Below are 18,246 nucleotides of genomic sequence, written 5' to 3' on the forward strand. Positions count from 1 at the left end.
CCCACCACTCCCCCGTCATGCCGGCCGCGCGCACCCGTCGCACGCACGGCGTCCCCGTCTCGCAGCTCCGCCCGGCCCAGCCGGCCGATCGAACCCTTGCGCTGTCGATCTCCATGCTGGACCGGGCGGAGGACCTTGCGCCGAGGGCTGTGGACCACCCGGCGATTGTGGAAAACCTCGTCACCCGTACGAGGGTTGGCGGGGACGGCGTGCATCGGGCGGCGGGTGGGCGGGGGTCCACCAGGCGGCAGGGGGGCGGGGTCCGTCACGAGCCCCGGTCCCCTCAGGCCGCCCCGTGGTCCCCTCACGTCACCCCGTCACATCCCCCTCTCACGACACCCCCGCCCGCACCCCGGCCCCGCCGCCGCGCACCGCCACGTACTGCTCGCGCACCTCCCGGTACCGCAGCAGCTCCGCCGCGACCGGGTCCAGGACCTTCGCCCGGCCGCACCCGGCCGCCGCCTCCCGCAACCGCCGCTCGGCCTCCTGCCCGTAGCGCCGGCCGGGTCCGCGCGCCGCGACCCCGCAGGCCCACTCGACCAGCGGGCCCCCGACGATCCCGGCCAGCATCACCAGCGCGGGCACAAGGAGTCCGGGCTGGAGCACGCCCACGATCTGGCCGGCGAGCCAGAGCCCGCCCACGATCTGCACCAGCGTCATGGCCGCCTGCACCAGCACCGCCGCGGGCCACCAGGCGGGCCTGGGCGAGGTGCCCCGCTCCAGCTCGGCCCGTACCGCCAGCTCGTCCAGGGCCTGCGGCAGCCCCTCGGCGCCCCGCACCGCCGCTTCCCGCACCGCCTGCGCCCAGGGGGCGGGCAGTCCGGTGGCGGCCTCCTCCGCGACCAGGCGTACGGCCTGTTCGACACGTTGGCGGGCCGTCACCTCCTCCTCCGGAGGAGGAGTGGGCAGGGGCGACTCGCGGCCCGGGATGCGGATCCGCTCGTACCAGCGCCAGAGCCGCAGCCACGGGGTGCCGCAGGCGCGGCCCGCGTTGCGGCGCCACTCGCGTTCGGCCGCCTCCCCCGCCGCGGCCGCGCCCACCGCCGCCGCGAGCCGGTCGGTGAACGCCTCCCGGGCCCGCTCGTCCAGCCCCGTACGGCCGTCCGCGACGTACACCGGACGGAGTCCGGCGGCCGCCGCGTCCAGATCGGCCGCCACCCGGCGTTCCGGGGCGCCGCGCTCCTGCACGAACCGGCTGAGGAGGTCGCGCAGTTCACCGACGCCCTGGCCGGTGAGGGCGGACAGGGACACCACGGTGGCGCCGGGTTCGCCGTGCTCGCCGAGTGCCATGCCGTCCTCGTCGAGGAGGCGGCGCAGATCGTCGAGCACCTGGTCGGCGGCGTCGCCGGGCAGCCGGTCCACCTGGTTGAGCACGACGAACGTGACCTCCGCGTGCCCGGCCAGCGGCCGCAGATACCGCTCGTGGAGCACGGCGTCGGCGTACTTCTCCGGGTCCACGACCCAGACCACCGCGTCGACCAGGGCCAGTACGCGGTCGGCCTGGCGGCGGTGTTCGACGACCGCCGAGTCGAGGTCGGGCAGATCGACGAGGACCAGCCCCTGCAGGGCCTCGGCGTTCGGGTCGGTGGGCAGGGGCCTGCGCCGCAGCCTCCCCGGCAGCCCGAGCCGGTCGAGCAGACCCGCCGCACCGTCCGTCCAGCTGCACGCGATCGGCGCGGCGGTGGTGGGGCGGCGCAGCCCGGTCTCCGAAATGTGCGTACCGGCGAGGGCGTTGAACAGGGTGGATTTGCCGCTGCCGCTGGCTCCGGCGATGGCGACGACGGTGTGCCGCGCGGACAGCCGCTGCCGCGCGGCGGCCTCGTCGAGTACGCGTCCGGCCTCGGCGAGCGTCTTCCCGTCCAGCCGCGTCCGCGACAGCCCGACGAGCTCGCGCAGGGCTTCTAGGCGCCCGCGCAGCTCGCCGCCGTAGGGCCCGCCGATGGGTACGTACGCCTCCACCGGCTCGGGTTCCTCGACGGGAACCTCCGTCTCGGCGGGCTCGTTCACCCTTCGAGCGATCAGCCCGTCGTCCCAGGCGGGCGCGGACCGCGCGGGGCCGGTGCTGGGACCGGCACCGGCGGCCGCGCGCGCGTCGGGGGCGCGGCGGGAGGGGCTTCGGCCCGGCCGGGGCGGGATTGCCGCCGGGGCGAAGGCCGGTGGGGGCTTGGGGGGCGATTCGGGGCGCGGGGGTGCTGCGATGCGGGTGGCTGGGTTGTTCGGGGCGCTGCGGGTGTTGCGGGCGTTGCGGGGGCTTTTCGGGGCGCCGGTGGAGGGGGGCTTGGGCGCGTCGGCTGCGGACCGGTCGGCCTCCGTCGGGGCGGCCTTGGTCGGGGCGACCTCTGCCGGGACGGCTTCTGCCCTCGGGGCGGCCTCTGCCCTCCGGGCGACATCTGCCGTCGCGGACCCGGGCGCGTCGGCTCGGGGCGCGCCAGCCCCGGATTCACCAGGTCCGGATTCACCGGGTCCAGGTTCACCGGCTCCGGACTCCCCACTTCCGGATGTGCCGGTTCCAGGCGTTCCGGCGCCGGGCGTGTCGGCTTCCGGCACGTCGGCCTCTTCCGGCCCCTCCGGGAGGGGTTCCGTCCGCCGGGAAGGGGGCCGTTCGGCCCAGGGGCGGTCGAAGCCGAGCCACCCCGACGTCGGGGCGACGGCTTCCAGTCGGCCGATCGCGGGCCGCCCGGCGGCCCGTACCTCGACCGTCAGCGGTGCGGCCGCCGCCTGCGCGGACTCGGCCCCGCCGTCCGCCGAGGGCTCCGGCTCCCCCTCCTCCGGAGGGGGAGGAAACCCGGCCCCGGACTCCGGCTCCGGCCCTTCGGGCTCGGGCTGGCCGGCCCCCGGCCGATCCGTCAGAGCGGTCACCCCGCTCACCTCTCCTTCTGCAGTAGGGACAGCGCGGCGATCAGCCCGGCCTGGGGCTCGGGGGTCACCCGGAGCGCGTCCAGCGGGGCGAGCCGACGGTCGCGTTCGGCGTTCAGGACCCGGTCGATGTACGTCGTGACCAGCTCTCCGCCCTGGTCGCGCAGGCGCAGCGCGCGCTGGGCGCCGATGCGCTCGGCGAGCCGCTCCCCGGCCCTGCGGGCACGGCGCCCGCCGAGGAGCGCGGCCGCCAGCAGCGCCGCCACGGCCTCGGCGGAGGGCGCGACGGCCCGGTCCATCTCCCGTACCTCTTCCTCGGCGAGCTCCTCCAGGACCCGTCGCCAGCGCCGGACGTCGAGCTCGATGCGCTCACCGGTCTCCCGGTCGCGTACGCCCTCGGCCAGCTCGGCCGCCGCGGGTTCGCGGCCCCACGCCTCGCGAACCCGTTCGTCGGCGGCGTCGGCGGCGCATCCGAGCAGCTCGGCGAGGCTCTCGCAGAGTGCGTCGAGGAGCTCGACGGAGGTCGCGTCCCGGGGGTACGCACGCCAGCGGGTGAGCGCGTCCCCGGCGAGCACGCCCCCCGCCTGCAGCCTGCGCCGCACCCGTGCCCCTTCCCGCTCGTACGCCTCCTCGACCGCACTCGTCATCCGTACGGCGGCGGCGTACTGGGCGGCGACGGCGGAGGCGAGCTCGGGCATACGGGCGTTGAGCGAGTCGACGACGCCGACGGCGGTACGGACGACGGCCTGCTGCCGGGCGGCCGGGTCCTGGGCCCGGTGGGTGAGCCACTGGCCGAGCGGGGCGACCGCGGTGGCAGGCAGCAATCCGCTTCCGCCACCGGCCGATTCGGGCAGCTCCGGGATGGTGAACCGGGGCACGTCACCGAGCCCGGCCTTGGTCAGGAGCGCGGCGTACTGCCGGGACACCTCGGCGATGACCTGGTGCGGCACCCGGTCGAGGACGGTGATCAGCGTGGCGTCGTACTCCTTGGCGGTGCGCAGCAGATGCCACGGCACGGCGTCCGCGTACCGGGAGGCGGTCGTCACCATCACCCAGATGTCGGCGGCGCAGATCAGCTGGGCGGCGAGGAGGCGGTTGCTGACGACGAGTGAGTCGATGTCGGGCGCGTCGAGCAGGGCGAGCCCGACGGGCAGGTTCCGCGAGGTCTCGATCCGCAGCGAATTCTCCGCGTCATTGCCTCCGACGCCCTCCTCCACCTCCGTTTCTTCGTTCTGCTGGGGCAGCCAGACGCGGGTGAGCTGGGGCAGTACGCGGATCTCGGTGAACCAGTGGTGGTCGTCGGGGTGGCAGACGAGTACGGGGGTGCGGGTCGTCGGCCGCAGCACGCCGGCCTCGCTGACCCGCCGCCCCACAAGGGAGTTGACGAGGGTGGACTTACCGGCGCCGGTGGATCCGCCGACGACGGCGAGCAGCGGCGCTTCGGGGTCTTTGAGCCGGGGCAGCAAATAGTCGTCGAGCTGTGCGAGCAGCTCGACCCGGGTCTGCCGCGCGCGCGCCGCCCCCGGCAGGGGCAGGGGAAGACGCACGGCGGCGACCCTGTCGCGCAGGGCGGAGAGTGCGTCGATCAGCTGAGGCCGTACGTCCAAGGTCGCCACATGCGAAGAATGCCCAATTTTGGCGCCTTTTTGAAGCGTATGGAGGCCTTCGCGCGCCGACCGGACACATGGGGCAGACGGGATGAGTGGGACGCAGGCATAACGAGTGCACAACACCCGGCGCCACGAGCGTCAAAAGCGCTGCGTGTTCTGCGCTCGCCTGCGATTATCGGTTCGCTTCACCGAACCTCCACATCGTGCCACGCAGGTGAAGCAACCGGGACGAGGCGAGAGGAGCCCTATCCTTGTCCCCGGCAAGGTCACGGCCCGGAGCCCGCTCCGGACCACGCCCTTGCCCGCCCGGGGGCTCCAGGCCACCGCGGCCGCCATCCGGCCCCCGTAGCTCAGTGGATAGAGCAGGCGCCTTCTAAGCGCTTGGCCGCAGGTTCGAGTCCTGCCGGGGGCGCTTTCGCCCGTGCGGTGTCCGGCCCTCCCTCCGGGAGGGCCTTTTTGCTGCTCGGCAGCACCGTAGCGAGGGGGCCGTAGAGGCCGCGTAAGCGCCGTGCCCGCCCCCGGTGAGTGTCCGACTCGCGCTGCCGCCGCCGCGACGGCTTACGACCAGCCGTCCAGCCATACCCGGCCTGCCAAGGCGTCGTCAGGACCACTGACCGGGTGCAGATAGCGCTGGGGCGGCCAGCAGGGGTGCGCGAACGCGTACAGCGCCTTGGCCCCCAGCATCTGGCCCAGCGCGAGATGCACGTCGCTGGTGCGCCAGCCCCGTTGCCGGCAGACCTCGGCCACCGACAACGGGCCGTCGTCAGGGTCCAAGGCAGCCATGAGCTGCGCGATCCTCCGAGCCCTGATGCCGAGACCGGGTGGTGGCGTCATCGGCTGGCCGGGCGAGATGTACGTGTGCCGGTCCCGATCCGGGATCCACTCCTCGGCAAACAGATTCGCCTGCTTGCTGCTGTTGCACCGGCGGCATGCGACCACCACATTGTCCGCCGCATCCGCACCGCCCCGGCTGGTCGGCACGAAGTGATCGAGTGTCGCCTGTCTGCCGAGCAGGAGCGGCAGCGGGATGCCGGCCCTCTCCTCCTCGTCCAGCCCCGCCAGTCCGCAGGCGCAGTGGACACGGACCCGGCAGTACGTGCAGCGCAGATCGCCGCCGTCGAACCATCTGTGGACCGAGCACGTGGTGGCGAAGGGCCGGGGGCGGCGGGGATTCTCGTGGGGGACGATCGCGTTTCCCTCGGTCCAGTTCACGTACTCACCGATCGACACGGGCCCTCCCGAGAGGCGACAACTTCACCTTGAGGAAGGCAAGTTAGCGCCCGTCACCGACAGCGACAGCGACAGCGACAGCGACAAAGGCTCGGGCCCGCCGCCCTGCGACACGCCCCCTACGACACGATGTCCTTCTTCTCGAACCCCCGGAACGCCAGTGCCGTCAGCACCAGTGCGTACCCCACCGACACCCCCGCGCCCTGAGCCATGCCGCTCCACTCCAGATGGGGCTGGAGCGCGTCCGCCCAGGCGAACTGCCAGTGTGCGGGGAGGGCGTCGCGCCAGTCGCCCAGGGCCGTGATCGCGTCCAGGACGTTGCCGACGATCGTCAGGCCCACCGCGCCGCCGACCGCGCCGAGCGGCGCGTCCGTCTTGGTGGAGAGCCAGAACGCGAGCCCGGCGGTGACCAGTTGGGAGACGAAGACGAACGCCACAGCGATGGCCAGGCGCGGTACCGCCTCCCCGGCGCCCAGCGAGCCGCCGGTCGGGATCTCCAGTGGTCCCCAGCCGTACGCCGCCGTGCCCACCGCGAGCGCCACCAGCGGCAGCAGCACGATCGCCGCCGCGCTCAGGCCGAGCGCCACCGCCAGCTTGCTCCACAGCAGCCGGGCCCGGGGCACGGGCGCGGCCAGCAGATAGCGCAGGGACGACCAGCCGGCCTCCGAGGCGACGGTGTCGCCGCAGAACAGGGCGACGGGCACCACGAGGAGGAAGCCCGCCGAGACGAACAGGGCGGTCGCCGCGAAGTTCGCCCCGGACGCGGTCGCCGTGTCGATCAGCGTGATCCGGCCGTCCCGCCCGGACGGCGTGCCGCCGATCGCGAACGCCGTGACCAGGATGAACGGCAGCGCGACGAGGATGCCCCCCATCACCAGGGTGCGGCGGCGCCGCAGCTGGCGCGCCGCCTCCACCCGCAGGGGCAGGGTGCGGCGCGGGCGGTAGCCGGGGGCGGTCGCCCGCAGGTCCGGCGCGGGCTCGGCACCGGGGTGCGTCGGGGCACTCATGCCGATCCTCCGATCAGGGTCAGGAAGGCGTCCTCCAGGCGGCGGTGCGGGCCGACGCCCGTCAACGGCACGTCGAGGCGGACCAGTTCGGTGATCAGCTCCGTGGCCGTGGCGCCCTCCAGGCGCACCAGCATGCCCTCGTCGGTGCGGGTCGCCGCGCCGATGCCGGGCAACGCGCCCACCTTGTCGGCGAGCACCTCGGTGACCGGTCCTTCGACGGTGACCAGGAGCGTGTCGCCCCCGCCGGTGATCTCGGCGACCGGGCCCGCCTGGATCAGCCGGCCCCGGTCCATGACCACCAGATGGGTGCAGGACTGCTCCACCTCGGAGAGGAGGTGGCTGGAGACGATGACCGTGCGGCCGCCCTGGGCGTAACGGATCATCACGTCCCGCATCTCGCGGATCTGCGGCGGGTCCAGGCCGTTGGTCGGCTCGTCGAGGATCAGCAGGTCCGGCAGGCCCAGCATGGCCTGGGCGATGGCGAGGCGCTGGCGCATGCCCTGCGAGTACGTCCGCACCGCGCGCGAGAGGGCGTCGCCCAGGCCCGCGATCTCCAGGGCCTCGTCCATGTGGGAGTCCTCGGCGGGGCGGCCGGTGGCCTGCCAGTACAGCTCCAGGTTGGCGCGGCCCGACAGGTGCGGCAGGAAGCCCGCGCCCTCGACGAAGGCGCCGACCCGGGACAGGACCGGCGCGCCCGGCCGGATGGCGTGGCCGAAGACGCGGATCTCGCCGCTGTCGGGGCGGATCAGGCCCATCAGCATGCGCAGGGTGGTGGTCTTGCCCGCCCCGTTGGGCCCGAGCAGACCGAGCACCTGGCCCTTCTCGACGCGGAAGGAGAGGTCGCGGACCGCGTACCGGTCGGTCGACTTGGCGTACTTCTTGGTCAGATCGGTGATCTGGAGCGGGACTTCGGCCAGCTCCGGGTCGGGGGCGGGGGCCGTGGTACGCCGGGTGGCCAGCAGGCCGAGCGCGATGACGGCACCCGCGAGCGGCATGCCCCAGGCCCACCAGGGCACCCCGGCGGGCTCGGTCCTGACGCCGGGCGCGGTCGGCACGGCGAGGGAGCCGTCCACGAGCGAGACCTTGTACGTGCCGGGCGCGGCCGGGGAGGCGTAGCCGAGGTCGGTCGCGGCGACCACCAGGCGCAGCCGGTGGCCCGCCTCCACGTTGTGGTCGACGGCGGGCAGGGTGACCTCGACCTCCTTGCCCTCCTTGGCGCCGTCCACCCGGACGGGCGCGACCAGTTGGGCGGGGAGCACCTGCTGCTTGCCGTCGGGGCCGACGTCGTACACCTTGCCGAAGAGCACCGCGTCGTCGCCGCTGGAGGTCACCTTCAGCCGGACCGTGGGCGAGCCGGTGATGCGCAGGCCGGGCTTGAGCGGTGCGGAGTCGAAGCGCGCGTACTGCCCGGGGAAGTCGATGGAGAGGCCGCCCACGCCGAGCGAGGACAGGCCCGCGAGGCCGCCGCCGACGCCGGGCACGGCGGAGATGGCGGGCGGGGCGGCGCCCGCCGGGTTCTCGAAGGTCTGCTCGCGGCCGGTGAGCTCCACCGCGCGCGTGCCGTTCGCCAGGCCCGGGTAGCTGCCGCTGGTGGCGCCGCGCAGCTGGGCGGCGCCGTCGGTGGAGCTGATGCCGCCGGTCCTGGTGACCCGGAAGGCGGGGCCGGTGGAGGCGCCCTTGTCGCCCTTCAGGTAGTGGTCGAACCAGGAGGCGATACGGGCGTCGATCCGCCCGGTCTCCCGGTCGCCGCCGTCGTGGCCGCCGGTGATCCAGTCGACCGCGACCGGGGCGCCGTTGGCGCGGATCCGGCGGGCCATGGCGTCGGCCTGGCCGAGCGGGAAGAGGGAGTCGCTCTGGCCCTGGACGATCAGCGCGGGCACCTTGATGCGGTCGCCCACGGCGGACGGGGAGCGGGCCGCGAGCAGGTCGCGCGCCTGCGCGTCCGGCTTTCCGCTGACCGCGACCCTCTCGTACATGTCGCAGAGCTGCTTCTCGAAGGTCTTGCAGCCGCCGCCGGTGGAGAAGAAGATCCCGGCCCAGAGCTTCTTGAACACCCCGTCGGGGAAGAGCGCGTCCGCCAGGTTCCAGTAGGTGATCTGCGGCGCGATCGCGTCGATCCGCTTGTCGTGTCCGGCGGCCAGGAGCGAGATCGCGCCCCCGTACGACGCGCCGGTGACGCCCACGCGCGGGTCGCCCGCCGCGTCGAGCCTCACCTCGGGGCGCTTGGCCAGCCAGTCGACGAGCCGTGAGACGTCCTTCACCTCGTACGCCGGGTCGTTGAGGCCGATCTCGCCCGTGGAGTCGCCGAAGCCGCGCGCGGACCAGGTCAGCACCGCGAAGCCCTCGCGCGCGAGGCCGCGCGCCTGGCCGCGGACGTCGTCCTTGCTGCCGCCGAAGCCGTGGCCGAGGAGGACGGCGGGGCGCTTCTCCTTCGCGTCGCCCGCCGTGAAGTACGACGTGTCGATCTTCGCCCCGGGCATCTCCATCACCCGGTCCTCCTGGTGCACCGCGGGCGTGCCGCCGGCGCCGGAGGCCGTCCAGATGCCGGCGCCGGCGAGCACCGCGAGGGCGGCGGCCATCCCGGCCGCCGCCCTCCCACGAGGTCTGCGCAGTCTCATGGCTCCACGGTAAGCGCCGGGTCCGACAACCGAGCCTGCCGCCAGGTGGAGGTCGCGGGGGTACTCGCGGCGTACGGCACTCCCGCGCCGTACCGCACCGGGAGTACGTCCGTCAGCCGAAGGAGGCCCGCTGGAGCCAGAAGTCCAGGAGCTCGGCGTCGCCCAGGACCTCGACCCTGGGGCTGTCGGCGGGCAGCCGCCGGTAGAAGACGCCCAGGACGTCGGTGAGCGGGCCGCGCAGCGCCACCGTGGCCTTCTCGTGGCCGCGCCGCCAGCTCACCCCGTCCTCGCCGAGCTCGATCAGCCACTCGGCGCCGGGTGCGTCGGTGGCGTGCAGATGGATGCTGCGGCCGGGGCCGCGCAGTTCGGCGGCGGCCGGGGCCAGCTTGGCGGCCTGGACGTACGTGACGATGTCCAGCCACTCGTCGATGGTGTCGGCGGCCAGCTCCGGCGCGAGCCGGTACTCCGCGCCGACGGTGAGGGCCGCGTCCACGCGGTGGACCACGGTCTCGTGGGTCATCCGGCGCGCCCAGAACCCGGCGGTCGCCTCGCCCGCCCAGGTCCAGGCGGCCTGGTCGGGCCCGGCGTCGCGCAGGGCGTCGGCGCAGAGCGCGGCGCCCTGCGCGAGCCATTCGTCCAGCGCCTCCGGTGCGTCCTTCTCCGGGCCGGAGGAGTCGAGCACGCGCTCCTGGGGGACGACGGCGGTGGCCTTCGTACGGATGATCTCGGCGACCCAGCGGTGGGCGCCGCCGACGTGCACGGCGAGCTGCCGCAGTGTCCAGTCGGGGCAGGTCGGCACGGTGACGGAGAGGTCGGCACCGGTCAGGTGGTCCCTCAACTCGTCGGTCTGTCGCAGGATTTCGGAGCAGTAGAAGTCGTGGTCCAGAGGCGTGTGCGCGGCTGTCATACCTCAAACCCTAGGCGGGGCCCGCCCGTTGCGTCCCGCGGAAGTACCGCCGGATCCGGACAGACCCCGCCATGGGCCCCGGCGTCAGATCTGCTCGTCCTCGGGGATGCTCACCAGCCACCGCGTCTCGCGGCGCGGGCGCAGGTAGAAGGCCCAGTAGAGGGTGGCGGCGGCGGTGATGCCGCCGGTCCACAGCAGGTACCGCGTCTCCTGCTGGGTGAGGATGTACGCGAGGACGGCGATCAGGACCACCGGCACCGCGGGCCACAGCGGCATCCGCCAGGCGGCGGTCTCGCGGTGCGAGCCGCGGCGGCTGAGCAGCGCGGCGACCGCGACCAGCAGGTACATACCGGTGACCGAAACGCCGGTCACGCCGTACAGGGTGTCGAGGTTGACGAAGCAGAGGGCGGCTCCCGGGACGCCGACCAGGAGGGTGGCGACCCACGGGGAGCCGAACCGGCCCAGCCGGGACAGGCCGCGGTTGACCGGCTCGGGCCAGGCCTTGTCGCGGGCCGAGGCGAACAGGACGCGGGAGTTCTGGATGACCATCACGATGCCCGCGTTGACGATGGCGAGGGCCACGCAGAGGCTGACGAAGGTGCCGACGGCCGAGTTGGACCAGGCGGTGACCATGCCGCTGATGTCGCCGGAGGTGAGCGCCGTGAGGTCGGCGGCGCCCAGGGTGATGGCGATGACGGGGACGAGGATGACGGCGGTCGAGATGGCGAGGGTGGCGAGCACGGTCCGGGCCACGTTGCGGCGCGGGTGCTCCAGCTCCTCGGAAAGGTAGACGGCGGTCGAGAAGCCCTGGGTGATGAAGAGGGCGATGGCGAGTCCGGAGACCACCATCATCGCGGTGACCGTGGAGTGCGTACCGCCGTCCCCGGCGACCGTGCCGTGGACGAGGGAGGAGGCGCCGCGGTGGCTGTGGGAGAAGCCCAGTACGGCGACGACGGCCGCGGCGACGACTTCGAGCACCAGGAAGATGCCGGTGATCCAGGCGTTGGCCCGCAGGTCGAGCAGTCCGGCGAGGGTGGCGAGCAGCATCACGCCGCCGCCGGCGACCGGCGCCGGGATGTGGACGAGCGGGGCCAGGTAGTCGGCCGTGCCCATGGCGATGACCGGCGGGACGATCATCACCACGAGCAGCGAGAGGACGAACACCAGCCAACCCGCGAGCCGTCCGGCGAGCGTCGAGACCATCGCGTACTCGCCGCCCGCGCTGGGGATGAGGGTGCCCAGCTCCGAGTAGCAGAACGCGACGCCGATACAGAGCAGCGAGCCGATCGCGATGGTCAGCGCGGTGTACGTGCCGAGGCTGGAGAACAGGTCCGGCACGACCACGAAGAGGGTCGACGCGGGCGTCACGCAGGAGAGCGTGAGCAGGGTCCCGCCCACGACGCCGATGGAACGCTTGAGTTTCTTGGGGGCCTCGCCCGTGGCCGGGGAGAGTACGTGGGGCGGGCTGAGCGTTTCGGTCATCGAGGGTGCGTCCGATCGGCGGGTTGCGTGGATGCTGAGCGGGGAGCGCTATCGACCTCCGGGTGGTGCTCGCGGGGCCCGTCCGGCCCCGGTGGTGAGTGGTGGGTCGCTCCCGGGCCGCCATTTCAATCTCCGCGCGATCCGCAGGTCAATAGCTGTTCACCTACGGAATTCGTCGCTCCGGCACCCTTCTGGCACTGATACGGCGTTAAGAGCGCAATAAAAACGCGTGTTCCGGCGGTACGGGAACCGCAGCCTCCGCGCTGAGAAAGTTTGCGGAATTCCGAATACCGGAACGCTCTGGCACCCCGTGCCAGGCCTTCCGGTTACCCCCGGTCACCGCCGTACGCCAGCCGGTGCGCGGCCAGGGCCCGCCCCCGCAAACGCGGACGGCCGCGGAGCCCCTTCCCAGGGGTCCGCGGCCGTCCCGAACGGGCCGTACGTCAGTGGTTGCGCGGGAAGCCCAGATCGACGCCCGTGGGGCCCTCGGAGGGGTCCGGCCAGCGGGTGGTGACGACCTTGCCGCGGGTGTAGAAGTGCGTGCCGTCGTTGCCGTAGATGTGGTGGTCGCCGAAGAGCGAGTCCTTCCAGCCGCCGAAGGAGTGGTAGCCCACCGGGACCGGGATCGGCACGTTGACGCCGACCATGCCGGCCTCGACCTCCAACTGGAAGCGGCGGGCCGCGCCGCCGTCGCGGGTGAAGATCGCGGTGCCGTTGCCGAACGGCGAGGCGTTGATGAGCGCCAGGCCCTCGTCGTACGACTCCACGCGCAGCACGCACAGCACCGGGCCGAAGATCTCGTCGCGGTACGCGTCGGCGGACGTCGGCACCTTGTCGAGCAGCGAGAGGCCGATCCAGTGGCCGTTCTCGTAGCCCTCGACCGTGTAACCGGTGCCGTCCAGGACGACTTCGGAGCCCTGCGCCGCCGCGCCCTTCACATACGAGGCGACCTTGTCGCGGTGGGCGGCGGTGATCAGCGGGCCCATCTCGGACGTCGGGTCGTCGCCGGGGCCGATCTTGATCTTCTCGGCGCGCTCGCGGATCTTCGCCACCAGCTCGTCGCCGATGGCGCCCACCGCGACGACCGCCGAGATGGCCATGCAGCGCTCGCCCGCCGAGCCGTACGCGGCCGAGACGGCGGCGTCGGCGGCCGCGTCCAGGTCGGCGTCCGGCAGGACCAGCATGTGGTTCTTGGCGCCGCCGAGTGCCTGGACGCGCTTGCCGTTGGCGGAGGCGGTGGTGTGGATGTAGCGGGCGATCGGGGTGGAGCCGACGAAGGAGACGGCGGCCACGTCCGGGTGCTCCAGGAGGCGGTCGACGGCCACCTTGTCGCCGTGCACGACGTTGAAGACGCCGTCGGGCAGCCCGGCCTCGCTCAGCAGCTCCGCGATCTTCATCGACGCCGACGGGTCCTTCTCCGACGGCTTGAGGACGAAGGTGTTGCCGCAGGCGATGGCGAGCGGGAACATCCACATCGGCACCATCGCCGGGAAGTTGAACGGCGTGATGCCCGCGACCACGCCGAGCGGCTGGCGCAGCGAGGCCACGTCCACCCGGCTGGCTACCTGCGTCGACAGCTCGCCCTTGAGCTGGACGTTGATGCCGCACGCCAGGTCCACGATCTCCAGGCCGCGCGCGACCTCGCCGAGCGCGTCCGAGTGCACCTTGCCGTGCTCGGCGGTGATCAGCTCCGCGATCGCGTCGCGGTTGGCGTCGAGCAGCGCGCGGAACTTGAACAGCACCGTCGTACGTTGAGCCAGCGAGGACTGGCCCCAGGTGGCGTATGCCTCGCGGGCGGCGGCGACCGCCGCGTCCACCTCCTCGGTGTTCGCGAAGGCGACCTGGGTCGTGACGGCGCCGGTCGCGGGGTCGGTGACCGGACCGTACGAACCGGACGCGCCCTCGACGGTCTTGCCACCGATCCAGTGGTTGACAGTCTTCGTCATGACAGGAACTCCTTAGAGATGGCGGCGTCGGGCTGCGACTTGCCGGTCGTACTCCTCACGCGCCTCGACCGCCGACGAGCGGGTCGCGGTCTCGGCCACAGGAACATCCCACCACGCCTGTGCCGGGGGCGGGCCCGACACAGTGTCTGCCGTTTCGGTCTCGACGTAGACACATGTGGGGCGGTCCGCCGCGCGGGCGGCCGCGAGGTCTTCGCGCAGGTCACGAACGGTCTTGGGGCGCAGTACGGCCATCCCCAGGGAGGCCGCGTTGGCTGCCAGGTCCACCGGCAGCGGCGCGCCCGTGTAGGTCCCGTCGGGCGCCTTGAAGCGGTACGCGGTGCCGTAGCGCTCGCCGCCCACCGAAGCCGACAGGCCGCCGATGGAGGCGTACCCGTGGTTCTGCAGGATCACCACCTTGATGGGGATGTTCTCCTGCACCGCCGTGACGATCTCGGTGGGATTCATCAGATACGTGCCGTCGCCGACCAGCGCCCACACCGGACGGCCGGGCGCGGCGAGCGCCACCCCGATCGCCGCCGGGATCTCGTATCCCATGCAGGAGTAGCCGTACTCGACGTGGTACTGGTCGCGCGAGCGGGTCCGCCAGAGTTTGTGCAGGTCGCCGGGGAGCGAGCCCGCCGCGTTGATCAGGATGTCGTCGCCGGTGACCAACGTGTCGAGTACGCCCAGGACTTGGGCCTGGGTGGGGCGGGCGTCCTCGTCCTCGGGCGTGTACGCGGCGGTGACCCGGTCCTCCCAGGCGGCCTTCGCCTCGCCGTAGCCGGTCGTGTACGCGGGGGCGACGCGGTGCTCGCCGAGGGCGTCCGTGAGCGCTTCGAGGCCCGCGCGGGCGTCCGCGACGAGCTGGAGCGCGCCCAGCTTGTGGGCGTCGGCGCCGTTGACGTTGAGCCCGATGAAGCGGACGGACGGGTTCTGGAAGAGGGTCGAGGAGGCGGTGGTGAAGTCGGTCCAGCGGGTGCCGACCCCGAGGACGACATCGGCCTCGCGGGCGAGCGCGTCGGCCGTGGCGGTGCCGGTGTGGCCGATGCCGCCGACGTCGCAGGGGTGGTCGTGGGGCAGCGAGCCCTTGCCCGCCTGGGTGGACGCGACCGGGATGCCGGTCCGCTCGGCGAAGCGGCGCAGGGCGTCCTCGGCGCGGGCGTGGTGCACCCCGCCGCCCGCGACGAGCAGCGGCCGGCGGGCGGCGCGCAGCAAGCCCACGGCCTCGTCGAGCTCGACCGGGTCCGGCTCCTGGGCGCGCACCCGCCACACCCGCCGCCGGAAGAACTCCTCGGGCCAGTCGTACGCCTGCGCCTGCACGTCCTGCGGCAGCGCCAGCGTGACCGCGCCGGTCCTGGCCGGGTCCGCGAGCACGCTCATCGCGGCGAGCGCGGCCGGGATCAGCGCCTCGGGCCGGGTGATCCGGTCGAAGTAGCGCGAGACCGGACGCAGACAGTCGTTGACCGACACATCGCCCGCGTACGGGACTTCGAGCTGCTGGAGGACCGGGTCGGCCGGGCGGGAGGCGAAGACGTCGCCGGGCAGCAGCAGGACCGGAAGGTGGTTGACCGTGGCCAGGGCCGCGCCCGTGACCAGGTTGGTGGCGCCCGGCCCGATCGAGGTGGTCACCGCGTGCGCCGAGAGCCGCCCCGACTGACGGGCGTAGCCGACGGCCGCGTGCACCATGGCCTGTTCGTTGCGGCCCTGGTGGTACGGCATGTCGCTGCCGGGCTCCAGGAGCGCCTGGCCGATCCCGGCGACGTTGCCGTGGCCGAAGATGCCCCAGGTGGCGGCGATCAGGCGCTGCTCGGTACCGGCGCGGGCCGTGTACTGGCGGGAGAGGAAGGCGAGCAGCGCCTGCGCGGTGGTCAGGCGCCTGGTCGTACCGCTCATCGGTAGCCCTCCGAGTGATCGGGGTGGAAGCGGATGCGCCAGACGCGTTCCTCGCCCGGGCCCGCCATCACGTTGAGGTAGTACATGGGGTGGCCGGGCGCGGCGATGGAGGGGCCGTGCCAGCCGTCGGGAACGAGGACGGCGTCGCCGGTGCGGACCTCGGCGAGGACATCGGCGCCGCCGGGTCGCGACGGCGAGACGCGCTGGTAGCCGAAGCCCCGCTCGGTCGCGAACTCGAAGTAGTAGATCTCCTCCAGCTCCGACTCCTGCCCGGGGACGTGCTCGTCGTGCTTGTGGGGCGGGTAGGAGGACCAGTTGCCGCCCGGCGTGATCACCTCGACGGCGATCAGCCGGTCGCAGTCGAAGGTGTCGGCGGCGGCGAGGTTGCGGACCTCGCGGGCGCTGACGCCCGAGCCGCGCCGTTCGACGGGCACCTCCGGCGCGGGGCCGTGACGAGCGGGGAGTCGGCGCTCGCATCTCGCTCCTGCCAGGGCGAAGCGGCCTCCCGCGCCGGAGGCGATCTGTGCGTGGGCGTCACGCGGGAGGTACGCGAAGTCGGTGACTCCGGCGAACACGCTCTCCCTGCCCAGCAGTTCCATGGTCCGGTCTTCTACGTGTACCGTACAGCCACCTTGGAGGGGCAGCAGGATCCACTCGCTGTCACCCGTGGCGAAGGCATGGCTGGCGCCCGGCGCCAGCTCCAGCACGCGCAGCCCCGAGTAGCCCCAGCCGGCCCGCCCGGGGCCGATGTCGAGGGCGTACGCCTCGCGGGAGGTGGTTCCGGCCCGTACGAACAGCTCGTCCTTGTGCTCGTCCATGCCTCCTCCCTACCCCCTCAGCAGCCCGGCGGCGGTGTCGACCGCGCCCGCCACGTCGCCGTCGGCCGGATAGAGCAGGGTGCGCCCGGCCACCAGGCCCTGCACGGTGGGCAGTCGCAGCGCGCCGCGCCACTTCTCGTACGCCGCCTCCTGTTCCCCCGGCGTCTTGCCGATGTCCCCGCCGAGCAGCACGGCGGGCAGCGTGGTGGTCGCCATCACCCGGGCCATGTCGTCCGGGTCCTCGGTGACGGGCACCTTCAGCCAGGTGTACGCCGAGGTCCCGGCCAGTCCGGAGGCGATGGCGAGCGAGCGCGTGACCGCGTCCGCGCTGAGATCGTTGCGCAGCCGTCCGTCGCGCCGGTGACAGATGAACGGCTCCACGAAGACGGGGAGCCGACGCTCCGCCATCTCGTCGATGGCGCGGGCCGCCGAGTGCAGCGTGTTGAGCGAGCCGGGGTCGTCGTAGTCGACCCGCAGCAGCAGCTTGCCCGCGTCGAAGCCCAGCCGGGCGAGGTCCTGGGCCCGGTGGCCGGTGAAGCGGTCGTCCAGCTCGAAGGACGCCCCGGCGAGCCCGCCCCGGTTCATCGACCCCATGACGACCTTGTCCTCCAGGGCCCCGAGCAGCAGCAGGTCCTCCAGGATGTCGGCGCTGGCCAGCACCCCGTCGACGCCGGGCCGGGACAGTGCGAGGCAGAGCCGTTCGAGCAGGACGGAGCGGTCGGCCATGGCGAAGGCGTCGTCGCCGACGCCCAGCGCGCCGCGCGCCGGGTGGTCGGCCGCGATGATCAGGAGCCGCCCGGCGCCCCGCACGAGCGGGCGCCGACCGCGCCGGGCGGCGGCTTCGGCGACGGCCTCGGGGTTGCGGGTGCGCACCCGGGCGAGGTCGCCGGGGCTGATGCGGATGCTCACGCCGCTCCCCCCGCCAGGACGCGCTCGACCTCGGCCGGGTACGGCATGGCGGAGGAGCAGGCGAGCCGGGACGCGACGATCGCGCCGGCGGCGTTCGCGTACCGCGTCAGCCGCTCGGTGTCCCAGCCCGCCAGCAGCCCGTGGCAGAGCGCCCCGCCGAACGCGTCCCCGGCGCCTAGCCCGTTGACCACCTCGACCGGGACGGGCGGCACCTCGGCGGCGCTCCCGTCCCGGTGGACGGCGAGCACCCCCTCGGGCCCCTGTTTGACGACGGCGAGCTCCACCCCGGCCGTGAGCAGCGCCCGGGCGGCGGCGTGCGGATCCCGCTCCCCGGTGGCCACTTCGCACTCGTCGAGGTTGCCGACGGCGACGGTGGCGTGGCGCAGGGCCTCGCGGTAGTACGCCCGCGCCTCCTTCTGATCCCGCCAGAACATCGGCCGCCAGTCGAGGTCGAAGACCGTGGTGCCCGTGCGGGCGCGGGCGGCCAGCGCCGACAGCGTGGTGGACCGGCTCGGCTCGACGCTCAGCCCCGTGCCCGTGACCCAGAAGATCCGCGCCGCCCGGACCGCGTCCAGGTCGAGGTCCGCCTCGTACAGCTCCAGGTCGGGGGCCTTGGGCTCGCGGTAGAAGTAGAGCGGGAAGTCGTCCGGCGGGAAGATCTCGCAGAAGGTGATCGGGGTCGCCAGGCCCGGCACGCTCTTCACCCAGCGCGCGTCGACCCCGAACTCGCCCAGCTCGGCGCGCAGATACTCCCCGAAGGGGTCCTCGCCGGTGCCGGTGATCACGGCTGTGCGGCGCCCGAGCCGGGCCGCCGCGACCGCCACGTTGGAGGGCGAGCCGCCGAGGAACTTGCCGAACGACGTTACCTTCGCGAGCGGCACGCCGGTCTGGAGCGGGTAGAGGTCCACCCCGATCCGCCCCATGGTGATCACGTCGTACGGAACCGCCTCCATGCACGTCCCCTTCATCG

At 73.4% G+C, this 18,246-nt stretch carries 12 protein-coding genes and 1 tRNA gene; 1 reads left to right on the forward strand and 12 read right to left on the reverse strand.

Annotated features, from left to right (window positions below; genetic code table 11):
• Positions 1–330 precede the first annotated feature (330 nt).
• On the reverse strand, positions 331–2,007 hold the full coding sequence (locus tag BX283_RS16500; protein ID WP_257582943.1) for a GTPase: 1,677 nt from the start codon (positions 2,005–2,007) through the stop codon (positions 331–333).
• An 857-nt stretch (positions 2,008–2,864) separates the two neighbouring features.
• The gene (locus BX283_RS16505; RefSeq protein WP_101388364.1) at positions 2,865–4,463 is read right to left on the reverse strand and encodes a dynamin family protein; all 1,599 of its coding nucleotides are present in this window, start codon (positions 4,461–4,463) and stop codon (positions 2,865–2,867) included.
• 342 nt (positions 4,464–4,805) lie between these two features.
• Between BX283_RS16505 and BX283_RS16510 the strand changes: the two genes are divergently transcribed.
• Positions 4,806–4,878 (forward strand) — tRNA-Arg (locus BX283_RS16510).
• A 146-nt stretch (positions 4,879–5,024) separates the two neighbouring features.
• Here BX283_RS16510 and BX283_RS16515 read toward each other — a convergent pair.
• The 10 genes from BX283_RS16515 to iolC all read right to left on the reverse strand — a co-directional run bounded on the left by BX283_RS16515 (position 5,025) and on the right by iolC (position 18,229).
• On the reverse strand, positions 5,025–5,696 hold the full coding sequence (locus BX283_RS16515) for an HNH endonuclease (RefSeq protein ID WP_218976520.1): 672 nt from the start codon (positions 5,694–5,696) through the stop codon (positions 5,025–5,027).
• Positions 5,697–5,815: 119 nt separating this feature from the next.
• On the reverse strand, positions 5,816–6,703 hold the full coding sequence (locus BX283_RS16520; protein WP_101388365.1) for an ABC transporter permease: 888 nt from the start codon (positions 6,701–6,703) through the stop codon (positions 5,816–5,818).
• Complete coding sequence (locus tag BX283_RS16525) at positions 6,700–9,321, reverse strand: alpha/beta fold hydrolase (RefSeq protein WP_101388366.1); 2,622 nt, start codon at positions 9,319–9,321, stop codon at positions 6,700–6,702. Before BX283_RS16525 ends, BX283_RS16520 begins: the two co-directional genes overlap by 4 nt.
• A 112-nt stretch (positions 9,322–9,433) precedes the next feature.
• On the reverse strand, positions 9,434–10,228 hold the full coding sequence (locus BX283_RS16530) for a maleylpyruvate isomerase family mycothiol-dependent enzyme (RefSeq protein WP_101388367.1): 795 nt from the start codon (positions 10,226–10,228) through the stop codon (positions 9,434–9,436).
• 84 nt (positions 10,229–10,312) lie between these two features.
• Positions 10,313–11,710 carry an APC family permease gene (locus tag BX283_RS16535; protein WP_101388368.1) on the reverse strand — a complete coding sequence of 466 codons (1,398 nt, stop codon included), beginning with the start codon at positions 11,708–11,710 and terminating at the stop codon, positions 10,313–10,315.
• Between the two features lie 443 nt (positions 11,711–12,153).
• A complete protein-coding gene (gene mmsA / locus BX283_RS16540; protein WP_101388369.1) occupies positions 12,154–13,656 on the reverse strand; it encodes a CoA-acylating methylmalonate-semialdehyde dehydrogenase in 1,503 nt (500 codons plus the stop codon).
• Positions 13,657–13,668: 12 nt separating this feature from the next.
• Complete coding sequence (gene iolD / locus BX283_RS16545) at positions 13,669–15,549, reverse strand: 3D-(3,5/4)-trihydroxycyclohexane-1,2-dione acylhydrolase (decyclizing) (protein WP_101388370.1); 1,881 nt, start codon at positions 15,547–15,549, stop codon at positions 13,669–13,671.
• Entirely contained in the window at positions 15,546–16,367 is an 822-nt protein-coding gene (gene iolB / locus BX283_RS16550) for a 5-deoxy-glucuronate isomerase (protein ID WP_101388371.1), read from the reverse strand. Before iolB ends, iolD begins: the two co-directional genes overlap by 4 nt.
• A gap of 9 nt (positions 16,368–16,376) precedes the next feature.
• The gene (locus BX283_RS16555) at positions 16,377–17,270 is read right to left on the reverse strand and encodes a deoxyribose-phosphate aldolase (protein WP_101392389.1); all 894 of its coding nucleotides are present in this window, start codon (positions 17,268–17,270) and stop codon (positions 16,377–16,379) included.
• 2 nt (positions 17,271–17,272) lie between these two features.
• On the reverse strand, positions 17,273–18,229 hold the full coding sequence (gene iolC / locus BX283_RS16560) for a 5-dehydro-2-deoxygluconokinase (RefSeq protein WP_101388372.1): 957 nt from the start codon (positions 18,227–18,229) through the stop codon (positions 17,273–17,275).
• Positions 18,230–18,246 lie beyond the last annotated feature (17 nt).

The sequence above is a fragment of the Streptomyces sp. TLI_146 genome (assembly GCF_002846415.1).
Lineage (GTDB): Bacteria > Actinomycetota > Actinomycetes > Streptomycetales > Streptomycetaceae > Streptomyces.